The sequence below is a fragment of the Marinobacter sp. R17 genome (assembly GCF_003789045.1).
Lineage (GTDB): Bacteria > Pseudomonadota > Gammaproteobacteria > Pseudomonadales > Oleiphilaceae > Marinobacter_A > Marinobacter_A mangrovi.
Genome location: NZ_RHGZ01000016.1, coordinates 97715 through 112398 on the forward strand (window position 1 = coordinate 97715; position 14684 = coordinate 112398).

13 protein-coding genes are annotated in these 14684 nt (G+C 59.0%); 6 read left to right on the forward strand and 7 right to left on the reverse strand.

Translation table 11 applies throughout. The annotated features are described in order from the left end of the window. Nucleotides 1–6 precede the first annotated feature (6 nt). The 3 genes from EB809_RS12760 (at nucleotide 7) to EB809_RS20950 (ending at nucleotide 1324) form a co-directional block, all read left to right on the forward strand. Nucleotides 7–345, forward strand: coding sequence for a hypothetical protein (locus EB809_RS12760; protein ID WP_123635204.1), 339 nt, complete (start codon nucleotides 7–9; stop codon nucleotides 343–345). A 180-nt stretch (nucleotides 346–525) separates the two neighbouring features. Beyond that, entirely contained in the window at nucleotides 526–1011 is a 486-nt protein-coding gene (locus tag EB809_RS12765) for a hypothetical protein (RefSeq protein ID WP_123635205.1), read from the forward strand. A 157-nt stretch (nucleotides 1012–1168) separates the two neighbouring features. Beyond that, complete coding sequence (locus EB809_RS20950; RefSeq protein ID WP_165495659.1) at nucleotides 1169–1324, forward strand: hypothetical protein; 156 nt, start codon at nucleotides 1169–1171, stop codon at nucleotides 1322–1324. Between the two features lie 58 nt (nucleotides 1325–1382). Here EB809_RS20950 and EB809_RS12770 read toward each other — a convergent pair whose 3' ends face one another. From EB809_RS12770 to EB809_RS12780, 3 genes are all read right to left on the reverse strand, one after another. After that, the gene (locus EB809_RS12770; protein ID WP_123635206.1) at nucleotides 1383–2027 is read right to left on the reverse strand and encodes a SagB/ThcOx family dehydrogenase; all 645 of its coding nucleotides are present in this window, start codon (nucleotides 2025–2027) and stop codon (nucleotides 1383–1385) included. Nucleotides 2028–2072: 45 nt separating this feature from the next. Then, a complete protein-coding gene (locus EB809_RS12775) occupies nucleotides 2073–2504 on the reverse strand; it encodes a GNAT family N-acetyltransferase (protein ID WP_123635207.1) in 432 nt (143 codons plus the stop codon). Between the two features lie 94 nt (nucleotides 2505–2598). Continuing rightward, entirely contained in the window at nucleotides 2599–4305 is a 1707-nt protein-coding gene (locus EB809_RS12780; RefSeq protein ID WP_123635208.1) for a GGDEF domain-containing protein, read from the reverse strand. Nucleotides 4306–4503: 198 nt separating this feature from the next. On the opposite strand from EB809_RS12780, the gene EB809_RS12785 reads away from it, so the two are divergent. The 3 genes from EB809_RS12785 (at nucleotide 4504) to EB809_RS12795 (ending at nucleotide 7107) form a co-directional block, all read left to right on the forward strand. Next, nucleotides 4504–5604 (forward strand): M14 family zinc carboxypeptidase, encoded by a 1101-nt coding sequence (locus EB809_RS12785; RefSeq protein ID WP_123635209.1) that lies wholly within the window; start codon nucleotides 4504–4506, stop codon nucleotides 5602–5604. A gap of 9 nt (nucleotides 5605–5613) precedes the next feature. Continuing rightward, nucleotides 5614–6399 (forward strand): alpha/beta fold hydrolase, encoded by a 786-nt coding sequence (locus tag EB809_RS12790; RefSeq protein WP_123635210.1) that lies wholly within the window; start codon nucleotides 5614–5616, stop codon nucleotides 6397–6399. 90 nt (nucleotides 6400–6489) lie between these two features. Next, nucleotides 6490–7107 carry a glutathione S-transferase family protein gene (locus EB809_RS12795; protein ID WP_123635211.1) on the forward strand — a complete coding sequence of 206 codons (618 nt, stop codon included), beginning with the start codon at nucleotides 6490–6492 and terminating at the stop codon, nucleotides 7105–7107. A gap of 478 nt (nucleotides 7108–7585) precedes the next feature. Here the strand turns inward: EB809_RS12795 and EB809_RS12800 are convergent, their stop codons facing one another. The 4 genes from EB809_RS12800 to EB809_RS12815 form a co-directional block, all read right to left on the reverse strand. Continuing rightward, complete coding sequence (locus EB809_RS12800) at nucleotides 7586–7981, reverse strand: hypothetical protein (protein ID WP_123635212.1); 396 nt, start codon at nucleotides 7979–7981, stop codon at nucleotides 7586–7588. Next, nucleotides 7981–12774, reverse strand: coding sequence for an RHS repeat-associated core domain-containing protein (locus tag EB809_RS12805; RefSeq protein WP_411711070.1), 4794 nt, complete (start codon nucleotides 12772–12774; stop codon nucleotides 7981–7983). Before EB809_RS12805 ends, EB809_RS12800 begins: the two co-directional genes overlap by 1 nt. Before the next feature lie 20 nt (nucleotides 12775–12794). After that, nucleotides 12795–13571, reverse strand: a complete 777-nt coding sequence (locus EB809_RS12810) for a DUF4123 domain-containing protein (protein WP_190294893.1) — start codon at nucleotides 13569–13571, stop codon at nucleotides 12795–12797. Next, nucleotides 13564–14684: type VI secretion system Vgr family protein (locus EB809_RS12815; RefSeq protein WP_123635215.1), on the reverse strand; the 1121-nt coding region annotated here is incomplete at its 5' end. The genes EB809_RS12810 and EB809_RS12815, both read right to left, overlap by 8 nt.

A 14684-nucleotide genomic window follows, 5' to 3' on the forward strand; every position in this document is an offset into this window, starting at 1 on the left:
GTGTATATGGATAGGTTATTTTATTCAGATTTGTTGCGTGAGCTGGTTGCCGTGGCTGAAAATTTCTCCATCGATGATAGTTTGCGTGAGGAAGTTGAAGAAGATTTCAGCAGTATTGAAGAAGTTATTGATATATGTGGAAGAAGATTAAATGTCGATGGTGTAGTTAAAAATGTGCCTGAAATTCTAAAGGAGTTGGCTCAAGCCAACCGTGAAGGAGATAGGCAGAAGTGTTTAAACTCCATAGCTATGCTGAGATGTGCGATTGCAGATATTGCATCCGCTTTTTCTAACGCAATGGATAGTATGGAAAATCTGGTTGTTGCTATTAGAGATGACGAATAATCAGAGGCAGGAGAAAACAGGGCAGATTCATTTTTTGCCCTTCATATCGCGAGAAGGAAAAACCGGGGTTAGTTCAGATTTATTTTCACACCCAAAAACCGCCGGATATCAGTCCTTTTATGGCATCCAGCTGACTCAGTGACAAAGGAATGCTAGGTCTTACTTTCGAGGCTTCAATGTATGGATGCCGAACGTCGCGCTGAGCTGGAAAAGAAGCGAGAAAAGCTGAAAGCCGCTGCTGAAGCTCGCTCCCGCGCAGCGCTGATTGCAGATTTGACGACGGATTTGGATGCCCAGGGGATTGAGTTTCAGTTGGAGCTGGCCGACACATCCTGGGAGTGGGTCTGCGACCACTTCCCTGTGAACCATTGGGGCGGCATCGATTGGGCGTTGGCCGCCCGAAAAGTCCAGTATCACTGGGGCTCAGAGGAGCAGCGCCCCGAACTTGTAAAGCAACTTATCAACGCTGCTGGCCTGGAAGATGGGCCGGTTACGGTGATCTGGAGCAATGCGGATCGGCCGGCTGTATTGATGTCCTTGGGTGATGTGGAAGCCGTTTCCCTGCGGCTGCTGGATCAGGACTTTGATACCTGGATGATCAGCAAGGAGTCCAAGTGGTGTATTGAATGCCATCACGACGGTCGAATTGGAATCGTGTTGGCATAGCGCTTTATTGAAGATCAAAAGCCAAGGCATACATCAGCCACCAGAGTTTAGGTCCTCAGTGCGGCTGATTGTGAGGCATAAGTATTTTCAACGGATATCTGGCAGGGCAGTCGGAGCAGGTCTATGATGCAGGCTCAACCAAAAGAGGAGCCCGCTTATGGCCCGCAAAAAACGCACACCCACCCAACACAGCCAGGTCGAACGCGACCTGCGTTCACCGCTGTATCGCATGCAGGTGGTCAAGGACAAAACCCGTTACAACCGCAAGCGCGACAAGGCCGTCCGGTCCGAGGATTTCCGAAAGGCAGCGTGAATCGCTGTTTTCCGCAAATCCTCGGCCCTGTGCCGTTAGCCTGGGTCCCGCTCCCGTCTCAGTGGGCGGGGTGGCCCACACAGACCAGCGCCGTCGGCGCAAAGCCCGCCTCCAGGTCCAGTGCCTGACCAACACCCCGATCGTTGAATGCGCCGACAATCACCGACCCTAACTCCAGGGCGGTTGCCTGTAATTGCAGGTTTTCGGCGACCGCGCCCGTCTCGATGTACGCGTAGCGGATGCCCCGCTCGCCCTGTGGTGGCTGCTCGCCAAACAGGTGGGTCATCATCGACAGGTTGGCGCTGATCGCCAGCACCAGCGGCGCCTGGGCGAGCCAGGGCTGATCCTCGATCGCGAGGCTTTGCAGGGTGGCTCGGACATCGCCGATCCCCGTGGCGTGCAATTGATGGTGAAGCGGGTCATAGCGATAGACGTCCGGCACCAGTTCACCCACCTCGCCGGTAATGACCTGCAGTTGCAGCGGATAGGCCTGCTTGGCGGAAGGCGCGGTGCGCCGATGGGTTTCCGGGTCGTACCCCTGCCCGGCCCAGAGCAGTTGCGACAGGCTGTCGATGGAAAGAAAGCGCCGCGCAAATTGGCGACAGCTGCTGCGGGACGCCAGCGCGGTTTCGAGGGGCACCTCGCTATTATGGGGAGGATAAGGCAGGCCGATAGTGGATTGGGCAAGGTTGGCTGTTTCCATCGGTCGTCAGTTCCTTTTGCGAGTCGAGGGAAGTCTTAATGGATTTCAGGTCAGAGGCTTGAGATAGACGTGCTGGGTCTTGGTCAGGTTGAAGCCCTGATGCTCGTAAAAGGGGTGTGATGCCAGGCGCGCTTCGTTGGAGCGCACCACGATCTTGCCGAGACCCCGGGCGCGCGCCCAGTCCTCGACGGCGGTTACCAGGGCCGACCCCACACCTTTGCGGTGGCTGTCGGTGCCCACGATCAGGCCGACGATTTCCGCCTTCTCGCCGGACTCCAGTAGCAGGCGCCGTTCGGCCGCAATCCAACCCAGAAGCCCTTCACCCTTACCATCAGCGACCGCAACAAACCGATCCGGTTGTCCCAGCAGGCCGTCGAGCCGGCTGACGATGTCTTCCGTAGATGACGCATACCCCAGGGCCGTGGCGAGACGGGCAATGTCCGGGGCATCCTGGATCGTGGCCGGGCGAATCAGCATGGTGGTCTACCTGTCGGTGGATCGGTAGGATTCATCCTGCCCCATTGCCAGGATGACGGCAAGATGACAGCCTAGCGACGAGGCCCGGTTGACGCTAGCTGATGCGGGTCAGCTGGCCGCCTTCGGCGATGTAGAATTGATTGCGTCCGTTGTCCTTGGCCTGGTAGAGGGCGTCGTCTGCGCGCTGCAGGATATTCTCGATCGTGTCATCCGGGACCGCCAGGGCGCCGCCGATACTGACGGTGATGGCCGGCGTTTCGGCAGCGCTTTCTACCGTGCGCCGGATGCGTTCGCCGATGCCCTGCAGATGGTCGCCATCACAGGGGGCGAGCAGCACCAGGAATTCATCACCGCCCCAGCGAGCGGCGTGATCGTAAGGCCGAATACAGGTGCGCAGGCTGGCGGCGATCTGCCGCAGGACGCCATCACCAACGGCATGCCCCAGGGTGTCGTTGATGTCCTTGAAGTTGTCGATGTCCAGCCAGACGATGCCGAATGTCCGATGCTCGCGTCGAAAACGCTGGAACTCCTCGGCGAGCAATTCGTTCATGCCGCGTCGGTTGAGCAGCTCCGTCAGGTGATCTTTGCGGGCCAGACGGTTCAGGGCGTCGGTGCGCTCGCGAACGGTCTCCTCGAGCTGGCGGGTATGCTCACGAATGCTGGAGGCCATGACGTCGAAATGCTGCTCCAGTCGACCCATTTCATCCGAACGAGGCGATGGCTTGCGAGGTGACAGGTCACCCTGGCGAACCCGCTCCATGGCGGCTTCAAGCGAGATGATCGGATTGATGATCTGACGGCGAATAGCCAGGTTGAAAGCCACCAGCGTCAGCAGGAGGGCCACCGCAAAGACGCCAATCAGGGGCGCAAAGGTGGCGAGCGGCAGCAGCAGGTTCAAGTCCAGCAGGGTGATTTCATACCAACCGATGGACGGCAGGTAGGTGATGCCTGCCAGGTGCCGCTTGCCATCAACATTCACAAAACCGGTGGCCACCCGGTAGCCCTGATCCGACTCTTCCCGCAGAGCCGTCATGGTGCGGTGGAACCAGTCCCGATCAACAGGGCGGTCCAGCAGGAGGTCGACGGTCTTCTTCTGGCCTTCGGGTTTGACGAAACTGGCGTAGTCGATGTACTCGCGGTCGCGATAAAGCTGAATGGCGCCATTGGCATCCACGAACAGCGTGTTGATGCCGGGCTGCTCCAGATCCACGATTTGCTGCAGGAAAGGTTCCAGGTCCATGCCGGTCCCGGCCACGCCGACAATTTGGCCATCAACTTTCAACAGGACATCGATCCAGAGCTTGGTGACGCCAAGCGCCTCGTCCGGGTTGACGTTGAGGTGGAAATCCCGGCGCTGCTCGATCAACTGGTAAAACCAGATGTCCGCGGGCTTATTCGGGTCCAGGTGATAGCGCAGTTGCTTACCGGCGAATTCATTGGCGGCGTTGTTGTAGTAATAAGCGCCGTCATCCTTAAACGCCAGGAAGTAGTTGTGACCGGCGAAGTTATGGCGGAAACGTTCCATTTCGGCAATGGCGGCGGCCTTGAGCCCGTCGTCCTGGGGGTGCCGGGCCCATTTCTGGATGATGTCGGAATCCGTCATCTGGTGTGCCAGGCCGACTTCGCGCTCGATGTTCTGCAACAGGCGGGCGCTGTCGTACCGTACCTGGATGTCGGCGATATTGGCGCCCCAGCGCTCGATAATGCCTTCCGCAATACGCTGGAAGACGACCCAGGAGGCCAGCGAAGAGGCGACGACCAGTAAGGAGGCCAGCAGTAGAAAACGGGTTTTAAGCTTCAATGTCCTTCGGTTCCCGGTGAGAGCGGTCAGTTGGCGTGTGCCGTTGCCCGGAAGGCGTCCTGGTCAGTCCCTGAACGGCCATGATAGGCGAAGTTAGTAAACGATGACTACAGTTGCGAGCCGCTTTGGAGCGTTGTCATCGGGCTGTAGCATGGCTGGTTGATAATCGGGCCGTCGTTTACTGACCGGGAGTCCGCCATGACGGAGCTGCGGGACCTCACGCCCCACGTCGCCATTCCCCTGGAACAATCCACCCGCGATCGTCGCCAGCGTCGGCTGCTTCGGGATTACCTGCCCGAGCTGGTCGGGCTAGAGCGTATGCTGGCGGAAGCGCCGGTGGAGGTGGAGGCAAGCGTTGTCGAACGGATCACGCTCAAATCCCTCACGCTGCCGATCTACCGTATTGATATCGGCGCCAAATCGACCGAGGCCCCGGCGTTGTTGCTGGTAGGCGGTGTTCATGGTCTGGAGCGGATCGGCGCCCAGGTCACCATCGCCTGGCTGCAGAGCCTGCTCAACCGGCTACGCTGGGATCAGGAACTGCAGGATCTGTTGTCCCGTATCCGCATCACCCTGTTGCCCATCCTCAACCCCGGCGGCATGTTCCTGAACCAGCGCAGCAACCCCAATGGCGTGGATTTGATGCGCAACGCGCCGATCGAAGCGCAGGGCGCCAGCACGTTTCTGCTCGGCGGTCAGCGACTCTCGCGCCGCCTGCCCTGGTACACCGGGACGCCGGAAAAGGGCATGGAAGCGGAGAACCTGGCGCTCGAGCGTGTGATCCAGGATCTGCTGCCCGGCCGGCCGTTCAGCCTGGCGCTGGACTGCCACTCCGGATTCGGCTGGCAGGACCAGATCTGGTTCCCCTACGCCTATCGGCGTCGTCCCATGCGCAAGATCGCGTCGGTGATGGCTTTGAAACTGCTGTGGGAGCAGGCCTATCCCAATCACACCTACGTCTTCGAGCCGCAGTCGAAGCACTACCTGACCCATGGCGATCTCTGGGACTACTTCTATAAGCAGGTGAACCGGAAGGAGTCCGGCGGGTTTATTCCGCTGACGCTGGAATTGGGGTCCTGGCGCTGGATTCGCAAGCGCCCGCGCCAACTGTTGCGCCTGGAGGGGCTGTTCAACCCCATGGTGCCGCACCGTCATCAACGGGTATTGCGGTCCCACCTCAACTTTCTCGATTTCCTGATGCGGGCGACCGCGAACCACAAAAACTGGTTGCCAGGGTCCGAGCAGGAGCCCATGCTCAGGGAAGCGGCCATCATGCATTGGTACCGTGAATCGGGCTGAGGCGTTTGTATGCATTGGATTCTGTTGCGTGGCCTGACACGTGAGCAGGCGCACTGGGGTGTCTTGCCCCAGCGTCTGCGCGATACCTTCCCCGGGCACGACTTCCATCCTGTCGATTTGTCGGGAACCGGTACCCATTTCCGTGAGCCGAGCCCTGCGGATATTCCCGCCATCCGAGAGGCCGTCCAGCGCCAGTGTCAGCATATCCCGTACCCGTTGGGGCTGATTGCCCTGTCGATGGGCGGGATGGTGGCGCTCGACTGGGCCCAGCATGCCCACCCCGGAGACATCCAGCATCTCGTGCTGATCAACACCAGCAGCGGCTTCAACCGGCCCTGGCACCGGTTGCGACCCAAGACCTGGCCGACGCTGATGCGCCTGCTGACCGTACGGGATCTGCGTGAGCGCGAAGCCCAGATTCTGGCCCTGAGTTCCAATCGTCAGCTTAATCCCGCCACCGTCCAGCGCTGGTACAGTATCCAGACCCAGCGTCCCGTCAGTCCCCGCAATGCCGTTCGCCAACTTTGGGCCGCGGCCCGGTTCCGGCCAGCTGACGAGAGGCCGCTGCCGGATGCCCTGGTGCTGGCCAGCAAAGGGGACCGGATCGTGGACTGGTGTTGCAGCGAACGGCTGGCCGAGCGCTGGCAGTGGACCCTGCGCCTGCACCCGGATGCCGGCCACGACCTGCCTCTGGACGATCCGGACTGGGTCATCGAGGCGATACGCGACTATCTGGACACACGGGGCGTGCCGCTTGACGCCCCTGCGCCACCGAGGCAATCTCTGGGGCGATGAGCTTTCCCGCAGAAATCGGTTTTGCAAGGCAAAACAGAATCATCTGATACCAACAACAAAAAGACGTTCAGTCGACAGACAGGAGTCTCCATGAAGATCTTCGAAACCAAGACGGCGCCCAACCCGCGCCGGGTCCGCATGTTCCTGGCCGAAAAAGGCCTGCTTGACGAGGTTGAGTTCGTCCAGGTCGATATCCAGAAAGGCGAGAACCTGACGCCGGAATACGCGGCCATGAACCCGATGAAAAAAGTGCCGGTGCTGCAGTTGGATGACGGCACCAGCGTGGCCGAAACCATGGCCATCTGCCGCTACTTCGAGGAACTGCACCCGGAAACCACACCATTAATGGGTGAGGGAGCGTTGGGGAAAGCGCATGTGGAACAGTGGCTGCGCTGGATCGAGTTCTTCTTCTTCCTGCCCACCGGCATGTGCTTCCAGCACACCACCGGTTACTTCAAGGACCGCATGAACCCGATCAAGGAATGGGGCGAAGAGTGCGGCAAGAACGTCGAGAAATTCTTCCACTTCCTCAACAAGCACCTGGAAGGCCGCGAATACATCTGCGGCGACACCTTCACCGCCGCCGACATCAACGCCTTCACCACCATCGATTTCAATAAAGTGAACGATATCCGGATCAAGCCGGAGCAGACGCATCTGCAGGCGTGGTACGACCGGATCAAGGCGCGGCCTTCGGCGAAGGTCTGAAGTATGTCGTTGCCGGGCTGCCGGATGGGCGGCCCGGCAGAGTGGCGTTTCATACTATCCGGCCCTTTGCGTTTGCCTCTAGCTGAGAGGTTGCGACAGAGTGGAATGCGGGGAGGCCTGTCGAACCGCGTCCTACAGGCTAAATTATTGTCCAACGAATAATTTAGGGTTTGTTGGGAACCACTCTGCCAGAAGCATCAATTGGCGGCGCCGGTTGGGAGCGACGAGTTATAATCAATGCAATTGGGGAGCTGGATTGCTCATCAATGTATAGTTTGGCGGAATAGCCCGCCCCCTTAAATGCAACAAATTGGATCAACCTATCACTGGAGTTGGAGAGTGCTGTAATCGCTGCTTCAAAACCCCAATGTTCAATTTCTTCTTGGTCCGCAGACTCGTGATGAATTCGCAGTTGAGATGACTCAAGCTCTGGTTCGACTTCAATTACAATTCATAATCCGGACTTCCCATTTTGATGCTATAAGTTCTTTGCTTCATGCACGCAATCATGGTCATCAAAGTAAATAAGAAATGAAAGCTCCTCATCGGTAATCCAAAATGGAAAACCGGTGGTTTCGGATAATAAGCGTTCTAATTCTTTACCTGATTCAAAACTCCAGAAGTATGACTCGCGATCGTATATTCCTAGGACTGGATTGCCAGAATAGTGCAAGTTGCTTGTCTGTTCCCAGAACTTAGGCGAGTGTGCCTTCTTGCTGAAATCGAAGCTAGTTGGGTCCGGAAACTGAGCGTTGGATCCGAACTTCTTATTGATGCTTTCAATTATCCTTGATTTATCAGTGTTTTCTATTTTTTTTATCGAGATATTGTTGATTTTGCTTTCTTCTTCTATTTCCTTTGCAATAAAGCCCATTAATCAACTCCAATTCTATTTCGGGACACCGGGACGCGAGATAAAATTATATGTCCTCTTGCCGCACCACCCGAGCCTCTCTTGCCGGGAGTTTGATAACCCACATGAGGATCTGCTGGTCCGTCGGTAGATGGTACTAATGTCGGGTCATCGATGTTTACTTCCGCGCCTTTGTTTTGGCCTGAGATTACTCTCCATTCTGTCGGAAATGACTTTCCATTGTTATCTCTCCCCCACTTGGTGACAGTGAATTCTGCTTTGGGAACTCCTGTCAACTTGAATGCTTCTTCCAAGCCGGCGTGCATCTGCTGATGCGGGGAGCCCTCAAGGTTACGCCAATCCCTATCGACTTCAGGGTTGAACTTCCAGGTGCCTCCTTCGACAGCACCGGGGCATTGAGTTGGAACACAAGCCAACCCCAACGGATCCACCCACCCGGTCGGGTTTGGCACGTACTGGTAGTTGTTCAGACCACCCGCCAAGCCAATCGGGTCGGGCGTCATAAAGCGCCCGTTAGTGGGATTGTAATACCGGTGGCGGTTGTAGTGCAGGCCGGTTTCGGGATCGTAATACTGGCCCTGGAATCGCAGCGGGTTTTCGACCACCGCCACGTCCTGCCGAAGCACGTTGCCGTAGGCGCGGTAGATGGCGGACCAGACCAGTTGGCCTTGGGCATCCGTCATTTCCTGGGGCGTGCCCAGGTGGTCGAGTTGGTAGTAGTAGACGGTGCTCTGTTCCGGGCCGTAGCCGTCCGCCAGGGCCAGCGGGCGGAAGCTGTCCGGTTCGTACAGGTAAGTCCGGTAGTGGTCGCCGGTTTCCTCGGCGATCAGGCGGTCGCCCTGCCATACGAATTCGGTGCGCTGGCGGTCGCTTTCCTTGGCGATGCGGCGGCCGAAGGCGTCGTACTCGTAGCGGAAGCTGAGGCCGTCGGGGCGGGTGACTTCCACCAGCCGGTGTTCGCAGTCGTAGCGGTAAGTGGTGACCAGCTTCTGATCCTTACCGCGCCGTTCGGCGATCAGGTTGCCGAAATCGTCGTACTCGTAATGGCAGTCGCCGTGCATGGTCAGGCGGTTGCCCTGCACGTTGGCCTGGGCCGGCCCGGCGGCGCTCTCGGTCTGTTCCAGCAGATTGCCGGCGGGGTCGTGCACGAGGCGTTCGTAGACGTCGCCACGCACGCCGGTGAGGCGGTCGCGAGGGTCGTAGACGTATTCGCGTAGGCCCTTACGGCTGTCGCTGATTGATTGCAGATTGCCGCTGGTGTCGTAGCGGTAGTCGCGTTGCTGGACGATGCCTTGAGCTTTCTGTTGGTGTAGGCGGTGCTGGGTCAGGCGGCCTTCATCGTCGTATTCATAGGCACTGAGCAGGGCGCCTTGTTGACGCTCCATTTCCTCGCCGGTCGCGGACAGTCGATGGCGGGTTAGGGTCTCGCTATTGAGGTTGATGCCAGCCAGCAGTCCGGTGGTATCCCGTTCATATCCGATCGTTTGGCCGTCGGGTAAGGTCATTCCCGTCAAACGGTCGACGTCGTCGTAGTGGTACTGCAGAGTTGCCCAGCCCTGGTGCTCGGTACGCAGCAGCCCCTGCTGGTCGTACTGGAATGCCAGCGGCCAGTGGCCGTCGTCGACGCCAGTAAGCTGGCCGTCGGGGTTGTAGGCGTAGGCGATCTCGCGACCGTCCGGCAGGATCTTCTTGCTGAGCTGGCCGAGTGCATCGCGCTCGTAGACCGTGGTTTGCAGGGCTTCGTCGCTGGTGCCGTATTCGGTCTTCTCCAGCAAGTGACCATTGAGGTCATAGCTGTAAGCGGTACGACGACCGTCGAAGGCCGTCTCCTGGCGGACCAGTCCATTCGGGTAATAATCGATGCGATAGGTTTCGCCGCGTTCGTTCTCGATCTGGGTCAGCAGGAAACGATGGTGATCGTAGCGATATTTGAGTTCGCTGCCGTCCGGATTGATGCGACGGGACAGCAGGTGCAGGTTGCGGTCGTACTCGTAGCGGGTCTCGCGGCCCTGCTCATCGGTAAACCGGGTCACCTTGCCGAAGCTGTTGTAGGCGTAGCGACGCGAGCGGTTGCCCGACAGGCGCTCCTCGATCACGCGGCCCAGCGGGTCATGCACATACTGGGTGATGGCACCCCGGGCGTCCTTGCGGGCGAGCAGGCGGCCGAATGCATCGTAGCGGTATTTCTCGACCGCGCCGGTGGGCGTGCGCTCTTCCAGCAGTTGGCCCCTGTCGTTCCATTGCCAGGTGTGGAACCGCCCGTCAGGCAGGTCCATCTGGGTCAACTGACCACGTCGGTTGTAATGGTAGGCGGTGGTGCGGCCTTTGGGATCCGTTTCACGAGCCAGATCGCCGTTGGCTGTGTAGTCAAACTGCCAGGTCTGGCCATTGCGGTAGATGCTGGCGATACGGCCGTGCCTGTAAGCGAATTGGATCGGTTGGTTGTCCGGCCCCACCTTGCTCATCAGCCGGCCGCTATCGTCGTAGGCGTAAGAGGTTTTTGCACCCAGCGGATCGACACTGGCGGTCAGGCGGCCTTGATCATCGTATTCATTGACGTGCTCGGCGCCGTCGGGATCGATCTTGGTTTGGAGCTTGGCGGCGCCATCGTATTGCCAGTGTTCTTCACTGCCGTCGGCGTAGGTGACAGTGCAGGTGTGCTGCTTGTCATCCCAGGCGAAGTGGGTATCCACTTCCGGGCTGTCGCCCCATTGGTGCACACAGCGACCTTTGGGCGTGGCCTCGTCCCAGGCGAGGTGGAAGCTGTAGCCGCTTGCGAGGGTCCGCTTTGTGAGCATGTGGTTGTCGAAGGCGTAGCGCTCGGTATCGCCGGCGGCGTTAACCGCCTCGACCAGATCACCAATGTCGTTATAGGCGTATCGGTGGGCCGTTTGCAGGACGCTCCAGGCAGGGCCATTTTCTGTCAATTCACGATGCAGTAGGTCGACCTGAACGAGTCGTCCATCTTGGTATTCAAAGGCCAGTGCCTGATCCGATTCACTGGCCACTCGTTGAACTCGGCCATGCAAGTCGTATCCCACTCTGAGCTCATTGCCATAGCGATCGCTGATGCGTACCAGTCGTCCGCTGTCACCATGTCGCTCGAAGTGGTAGCGGGGCATCTTTTCGCCGGCGCAGGCAACGATGGTGTTGCCATCCCACCAAGCCGCCATGCCGGCTTGCGCGTTGCTGGAAAAGGGGGCCGCGTCCAGTGAGGGCAGGCGGGTGTTTTTCCCCTCATGGTCGTGCCAGGTAATGCCATCGCTGTCGAAGGTGAGGCTGTGGTTGAGGCTGTGGCGCCAGCCGTAGCCCATATCCAATTGCCGGTCACTTGAGCCGGAACGGTACACGCGCTTGAATTCGAACGGCAGCGGACCGTCCAGGCGGGCGTCGACCAATTCCAGAATCTCTTCGCCGGTGACTGTACTGACGGGGTCACCGCACGACTCGGTTGAATTGATGTCCTGTGTGGCTTCTCCCTGGTCGGTCGAAGAGGGGGAGTTCTCGTTCGGGCCCGCATCTCCGTTCGACTTTTCGGAGATCGTTGCGCTCTGCTGGTGCCCGGATTCCAGGGGAGCTGTCCGGTCGTTCTCTGCCAGGGAGGTGTAGGCAGAGTGTTGTCGCCTCATATCGCCGCCGGAAACGTTGGAAGAGGGCGAGAGGCGGCCATCACCGGCGACCTGCAGTCTCCGGTGATTGGTCCCAATGTCGTCCATATAGGTTTGGAAGCCTCTCGATAGACTCGCCATGAACTTGCCCAGATCCATGCTGTCTGCAGCGCCTGCTTCAGCGTGCCCAACAACGCGTGCGGCGGCCTTGGAACCGACACGGGCACCGTACTTGGTGGCGAGCCCTACGCCGCCGGTAATCAGCAGGCCGACAACAACATCGAATAGAATTTGACCGATCAGTTCACCCACCACCTCTGCGACCTGGACGGGTGTGAGCAGACGGAAATACTGACGAACGGTATAAATAACAATGAACAGGAATATCTCATCGTTAGCGACGAGGCAGGCCTTGAGGTACGCGTCATCCGCTTCTTTCAGCTTCTCGAACTGTTCTGCCATATCCTCTGGCATGTCTGAGAAGTCATAATCCAGAATGCCGCAAATGACATCGTAGATGCGCTTGAGGTCGTCGACGACACCGGTAAATCCTTCGGCCAACCCACTGACGGCGCTGCTGTAGACGGCATCGGAGCGTTGATCTTCCGGCAATGCCAGGTAGTTGTCCCAACGAGCACTGGCACCCCCCGTCCAGGCTTGTTGAAGCACACCGCAGCAGGATTCGATAAACCCGTCATAGCTGGCATACAGGGTATCCATGTCAGCCTTGGTGATGTCAGGGGAAAGGACAACGCGGTATTCCTTGCCGGGCGTAACTTTGACTTCCGCAAGACCGTTTGCGTCGGTCGTGCCGCTGGCGATGGTTTCCCAGTCGGTGGAAATCCAGCCTTCATCCTTCTCTTGGACTTCGAACGCGGTGTTGGGTATCGGAGTCTTTTTAATGTTCTCGTGGAAGTGAGCAATTTTCAGGGTACGCACGGCTTGGCAAGGCGCCACTGTTGAGGAGACGACTTCGTCCTCGTCAATGCCTTCGCTAGTGCTCTCGCCATTCACTTCGAGCACCTGCTCGTGGCTCAAGAAAATGGACTTGAGCCAGTCGTCCTTCCAGTCGTCGTAGTTCCTGACTACGGACTCTCGCAGTTCGCGGGTCAGCTCGTTAATGTCGGGTTTGCTGATGTCCGATGTGTCGTCGCTGGCGGCTGACTTTTCCATCCTGTGCGTCATGTTCATGGCGAATCCTTACTTCATCCTTGACGGCCGACCTCGTGCCGGAGGCGATCCTGCAATGTCTTAAAGGTGGCGGTGTCCAGCTCACTCACCGGCGATGTGCCAAGCAGCTTTCTTAACTGGCGGGCGACCTTCTGACGGGCTACCGGCTTCGGGTAGTCTGCGAGGGGCGACGGTTCCAGTTTGTCCAGTGCGGTAACTGTATTCTCGACCAGTTGATCGCGACATTCCGCGGCCAGCGCTTTCTCGACGGAAGCGGGCAGTCTGAACCACGGAAACGGTTGATCTTCCATCGGCTCCTTCGCCGGAGGTGTCTCGCGAAGCTGGCCGGTCTGATCCGCCCAAATACGTATGGGCCCCATCAGGCTGGCATGCTGATGAAGATCTAGTTGATCGACGATCAGGGCCAGAAAACGGGCGTCCCAATAGCGGAAGAAAACGTGCTTTTCGGACGCCAGCGTAATCTGTGTCAGGCTTCGTAAATGGGTGAAGACGCGATCCATTTCCTCAGTCGAGAGTGCAGCCCAGCCCCAATCGGGCTTGGACTCGTTTTTGAGCCAGCCGAGGAACGGGCTGTCTGCTCTCATAGTCGCCAGGTAAGGCATGACTTCCTGCCAGCTGGCGTAGGGGGTGCCCATGTAAAGCGGCAGCGCGTTCGAGCCGTCGTGTTCGAAATACTGGCGAACGGGCTGGCACTCGCTGGTACCGCTCAGCACCAGATAGAGGTTGTCGTCAGGTCTGCGACTGGCTAGCAGTGCTTCCGGCCCGACCTGGGTGCCAGAGTGCTCAGACATCGCAGATTCCGTTCTGGCAAGCAACGCACTCTTCGCAGAATGGCGCATCGGACTTCAGGTTGGCGACTTGTGGCGGTGTCAGCGGCAGCTGTGGCGGTGTGATGACGTCGTGCTCTGCGGGCTCGACATTCTGCGGCAATCCAGGCGCCTGCGCCGACTGCCCCGAACCGCTCCCCGGCGCCCCGCCGGAGTTGATCTTGAGCGTGGGGCCGGAGAGGGTGACGCCGCTGGCGTCGACTTTCAGGAAGCTGCCACCGGCGGCGATGGTGAGTTCGGCGCCGGCGTCGAGGACGACTTTGGCGCCGGCTTTGTAGTGCGCTTCACTGCCAGCCTCGGTGAGGGTGGCGGTGCCGGACTTCTGGTGGAACGTGCCGCCGACCGTCAGGCTCAGGTCCTTCCCGATTTTCTCCCGCTTTTCCCCATCCACGGTGCTGTGGTCGTTGGCCTGGATGTGGGCGTAGCGGTCGTTGTCCACGGTGAGGTGGCTGTCGTGGTGAATCACCTCGGTGCGGTCGTTCTCGGTGAGCAGGTCCAGGTCCTTCTGGGCGTGGACGTAGATCTGTTCCTTGTCCGCCTCGTCCTCGAAGCGCAGTTCGTTGCTGCCCTCGCCCTTGTGGGTCTGGGTCTTCAGGGTGGTTCGTGTCTTGTGCTCCGGCAGCGCGTAGGGCGGCGTGTTGGTGGCGTGGTAGGTGCGCCCGGTGATGATCGGCTGGTCGGGATCGCCATCCAGGAAGGAGACGATGACCTCGTGGCTGATGCGGGGCAGGGCCATGAAGCCGTAGCTGCCCCCGGCCCAGCCCTGGCTGACCCGCAGCCAGGCGCTGCTGTGTTCGTCGTTCTGGCTGTAACGGTCCCAGGGGAACCGGACCTTGACCCGGCCGTGCTCGTCGCAGTGGATCTCCTCGCCCTGGGGGCCGGTGACGATGGCGATCTGCGGGCCGTCCATGATGGGTCTCTGCGGCGGCTCCGGCCGCCAGGCGGTATCCCCCGGCACACTCTTGAAGGTGTTGCTGTAGGTGGTGGGCTCGGAACCGCCTTCCTCTTCCAGCGCCTGGGGCTGCTTGCCGGTGTGTTTGACCGTCGTGATCAGCCAGTCCCGGTTGAGGCTGTCGG

Coding starts and splice junctions, on each gene's coding strand:
- EB809_RS12795 (WP_123635211.1), top strand. CDS start 6,490: ATGAAGATCTTCGAAACCAAGACGGCGCCCAACCCGCGCCGGGTCCGC.
- EB809_RS12770 (WP_123635206.1), bottom strand. CDS start 2,027: ATGGAAACAGCCAACCTTGCCCAATCCACTATCGGCCTGCCTTATCCT.
- EB809_RS12805 (WP_411711070.1), bottom strand. CDS start 12,774: ATGACGCACAGGATGGAAAAGTCAGCCGCCAGCGACGACACATCGGAC.
- EB809_RS12760 (WP_123635204.1), top strand. CDS start 7: ATGGATAGGTTATTTTATTCAGATTTGTTGCGTGAGCTGGTTGCCGTG.
- EB809_RS12765 (WP_123635205.1), top strand. CDS start 526: ATGGATGCCGAACGTCGCGCTGAGCTGGAAAAGAAGCGAGAAAAGCTG.
- EB809_RS12800 (WP_123635212.1), bottom strand. CDS start 7,981: ATGGGCTTTATTGCAAAGGAAATAGAAGAAGAAAGCAAAATCAACAAT.
- EB809_RS12785 (WP_123635209.1), top strand. CDS start 4,504: ATGACGGAGCTGCGGGACCTCACGCCCCACGTCGCCATTCCCCTGGAA.
- EB809_RS20950 (WP_165495659.1), top strand. CDS start 1,169: ATGGCCCGCAAAAAACGCACACCCACCCAACACAGCCAGGTCGAACGC.
- EB809_RS12775 (WP_123635207.1), bottom strand. CDS start 2,504: ATGCTGATTCGCCCGGCCACGATCCAGGATGCCCCGGACATTGCCCGT.
- EB809_RS12810 (WP_190294893.1), bottom strand. CDS start 13,571: ATGTCTGAGCACTCTGGCACCCAGGTCGGGCCGGAAGCACTGCTAGCC.
- EB809_RS12790 (WP_123635210.1), top strand. CDS start 5,614: ATGCATTGGATTCTGTTGCGTGGCCTGACACGTGAGCAGGCGCACTGG.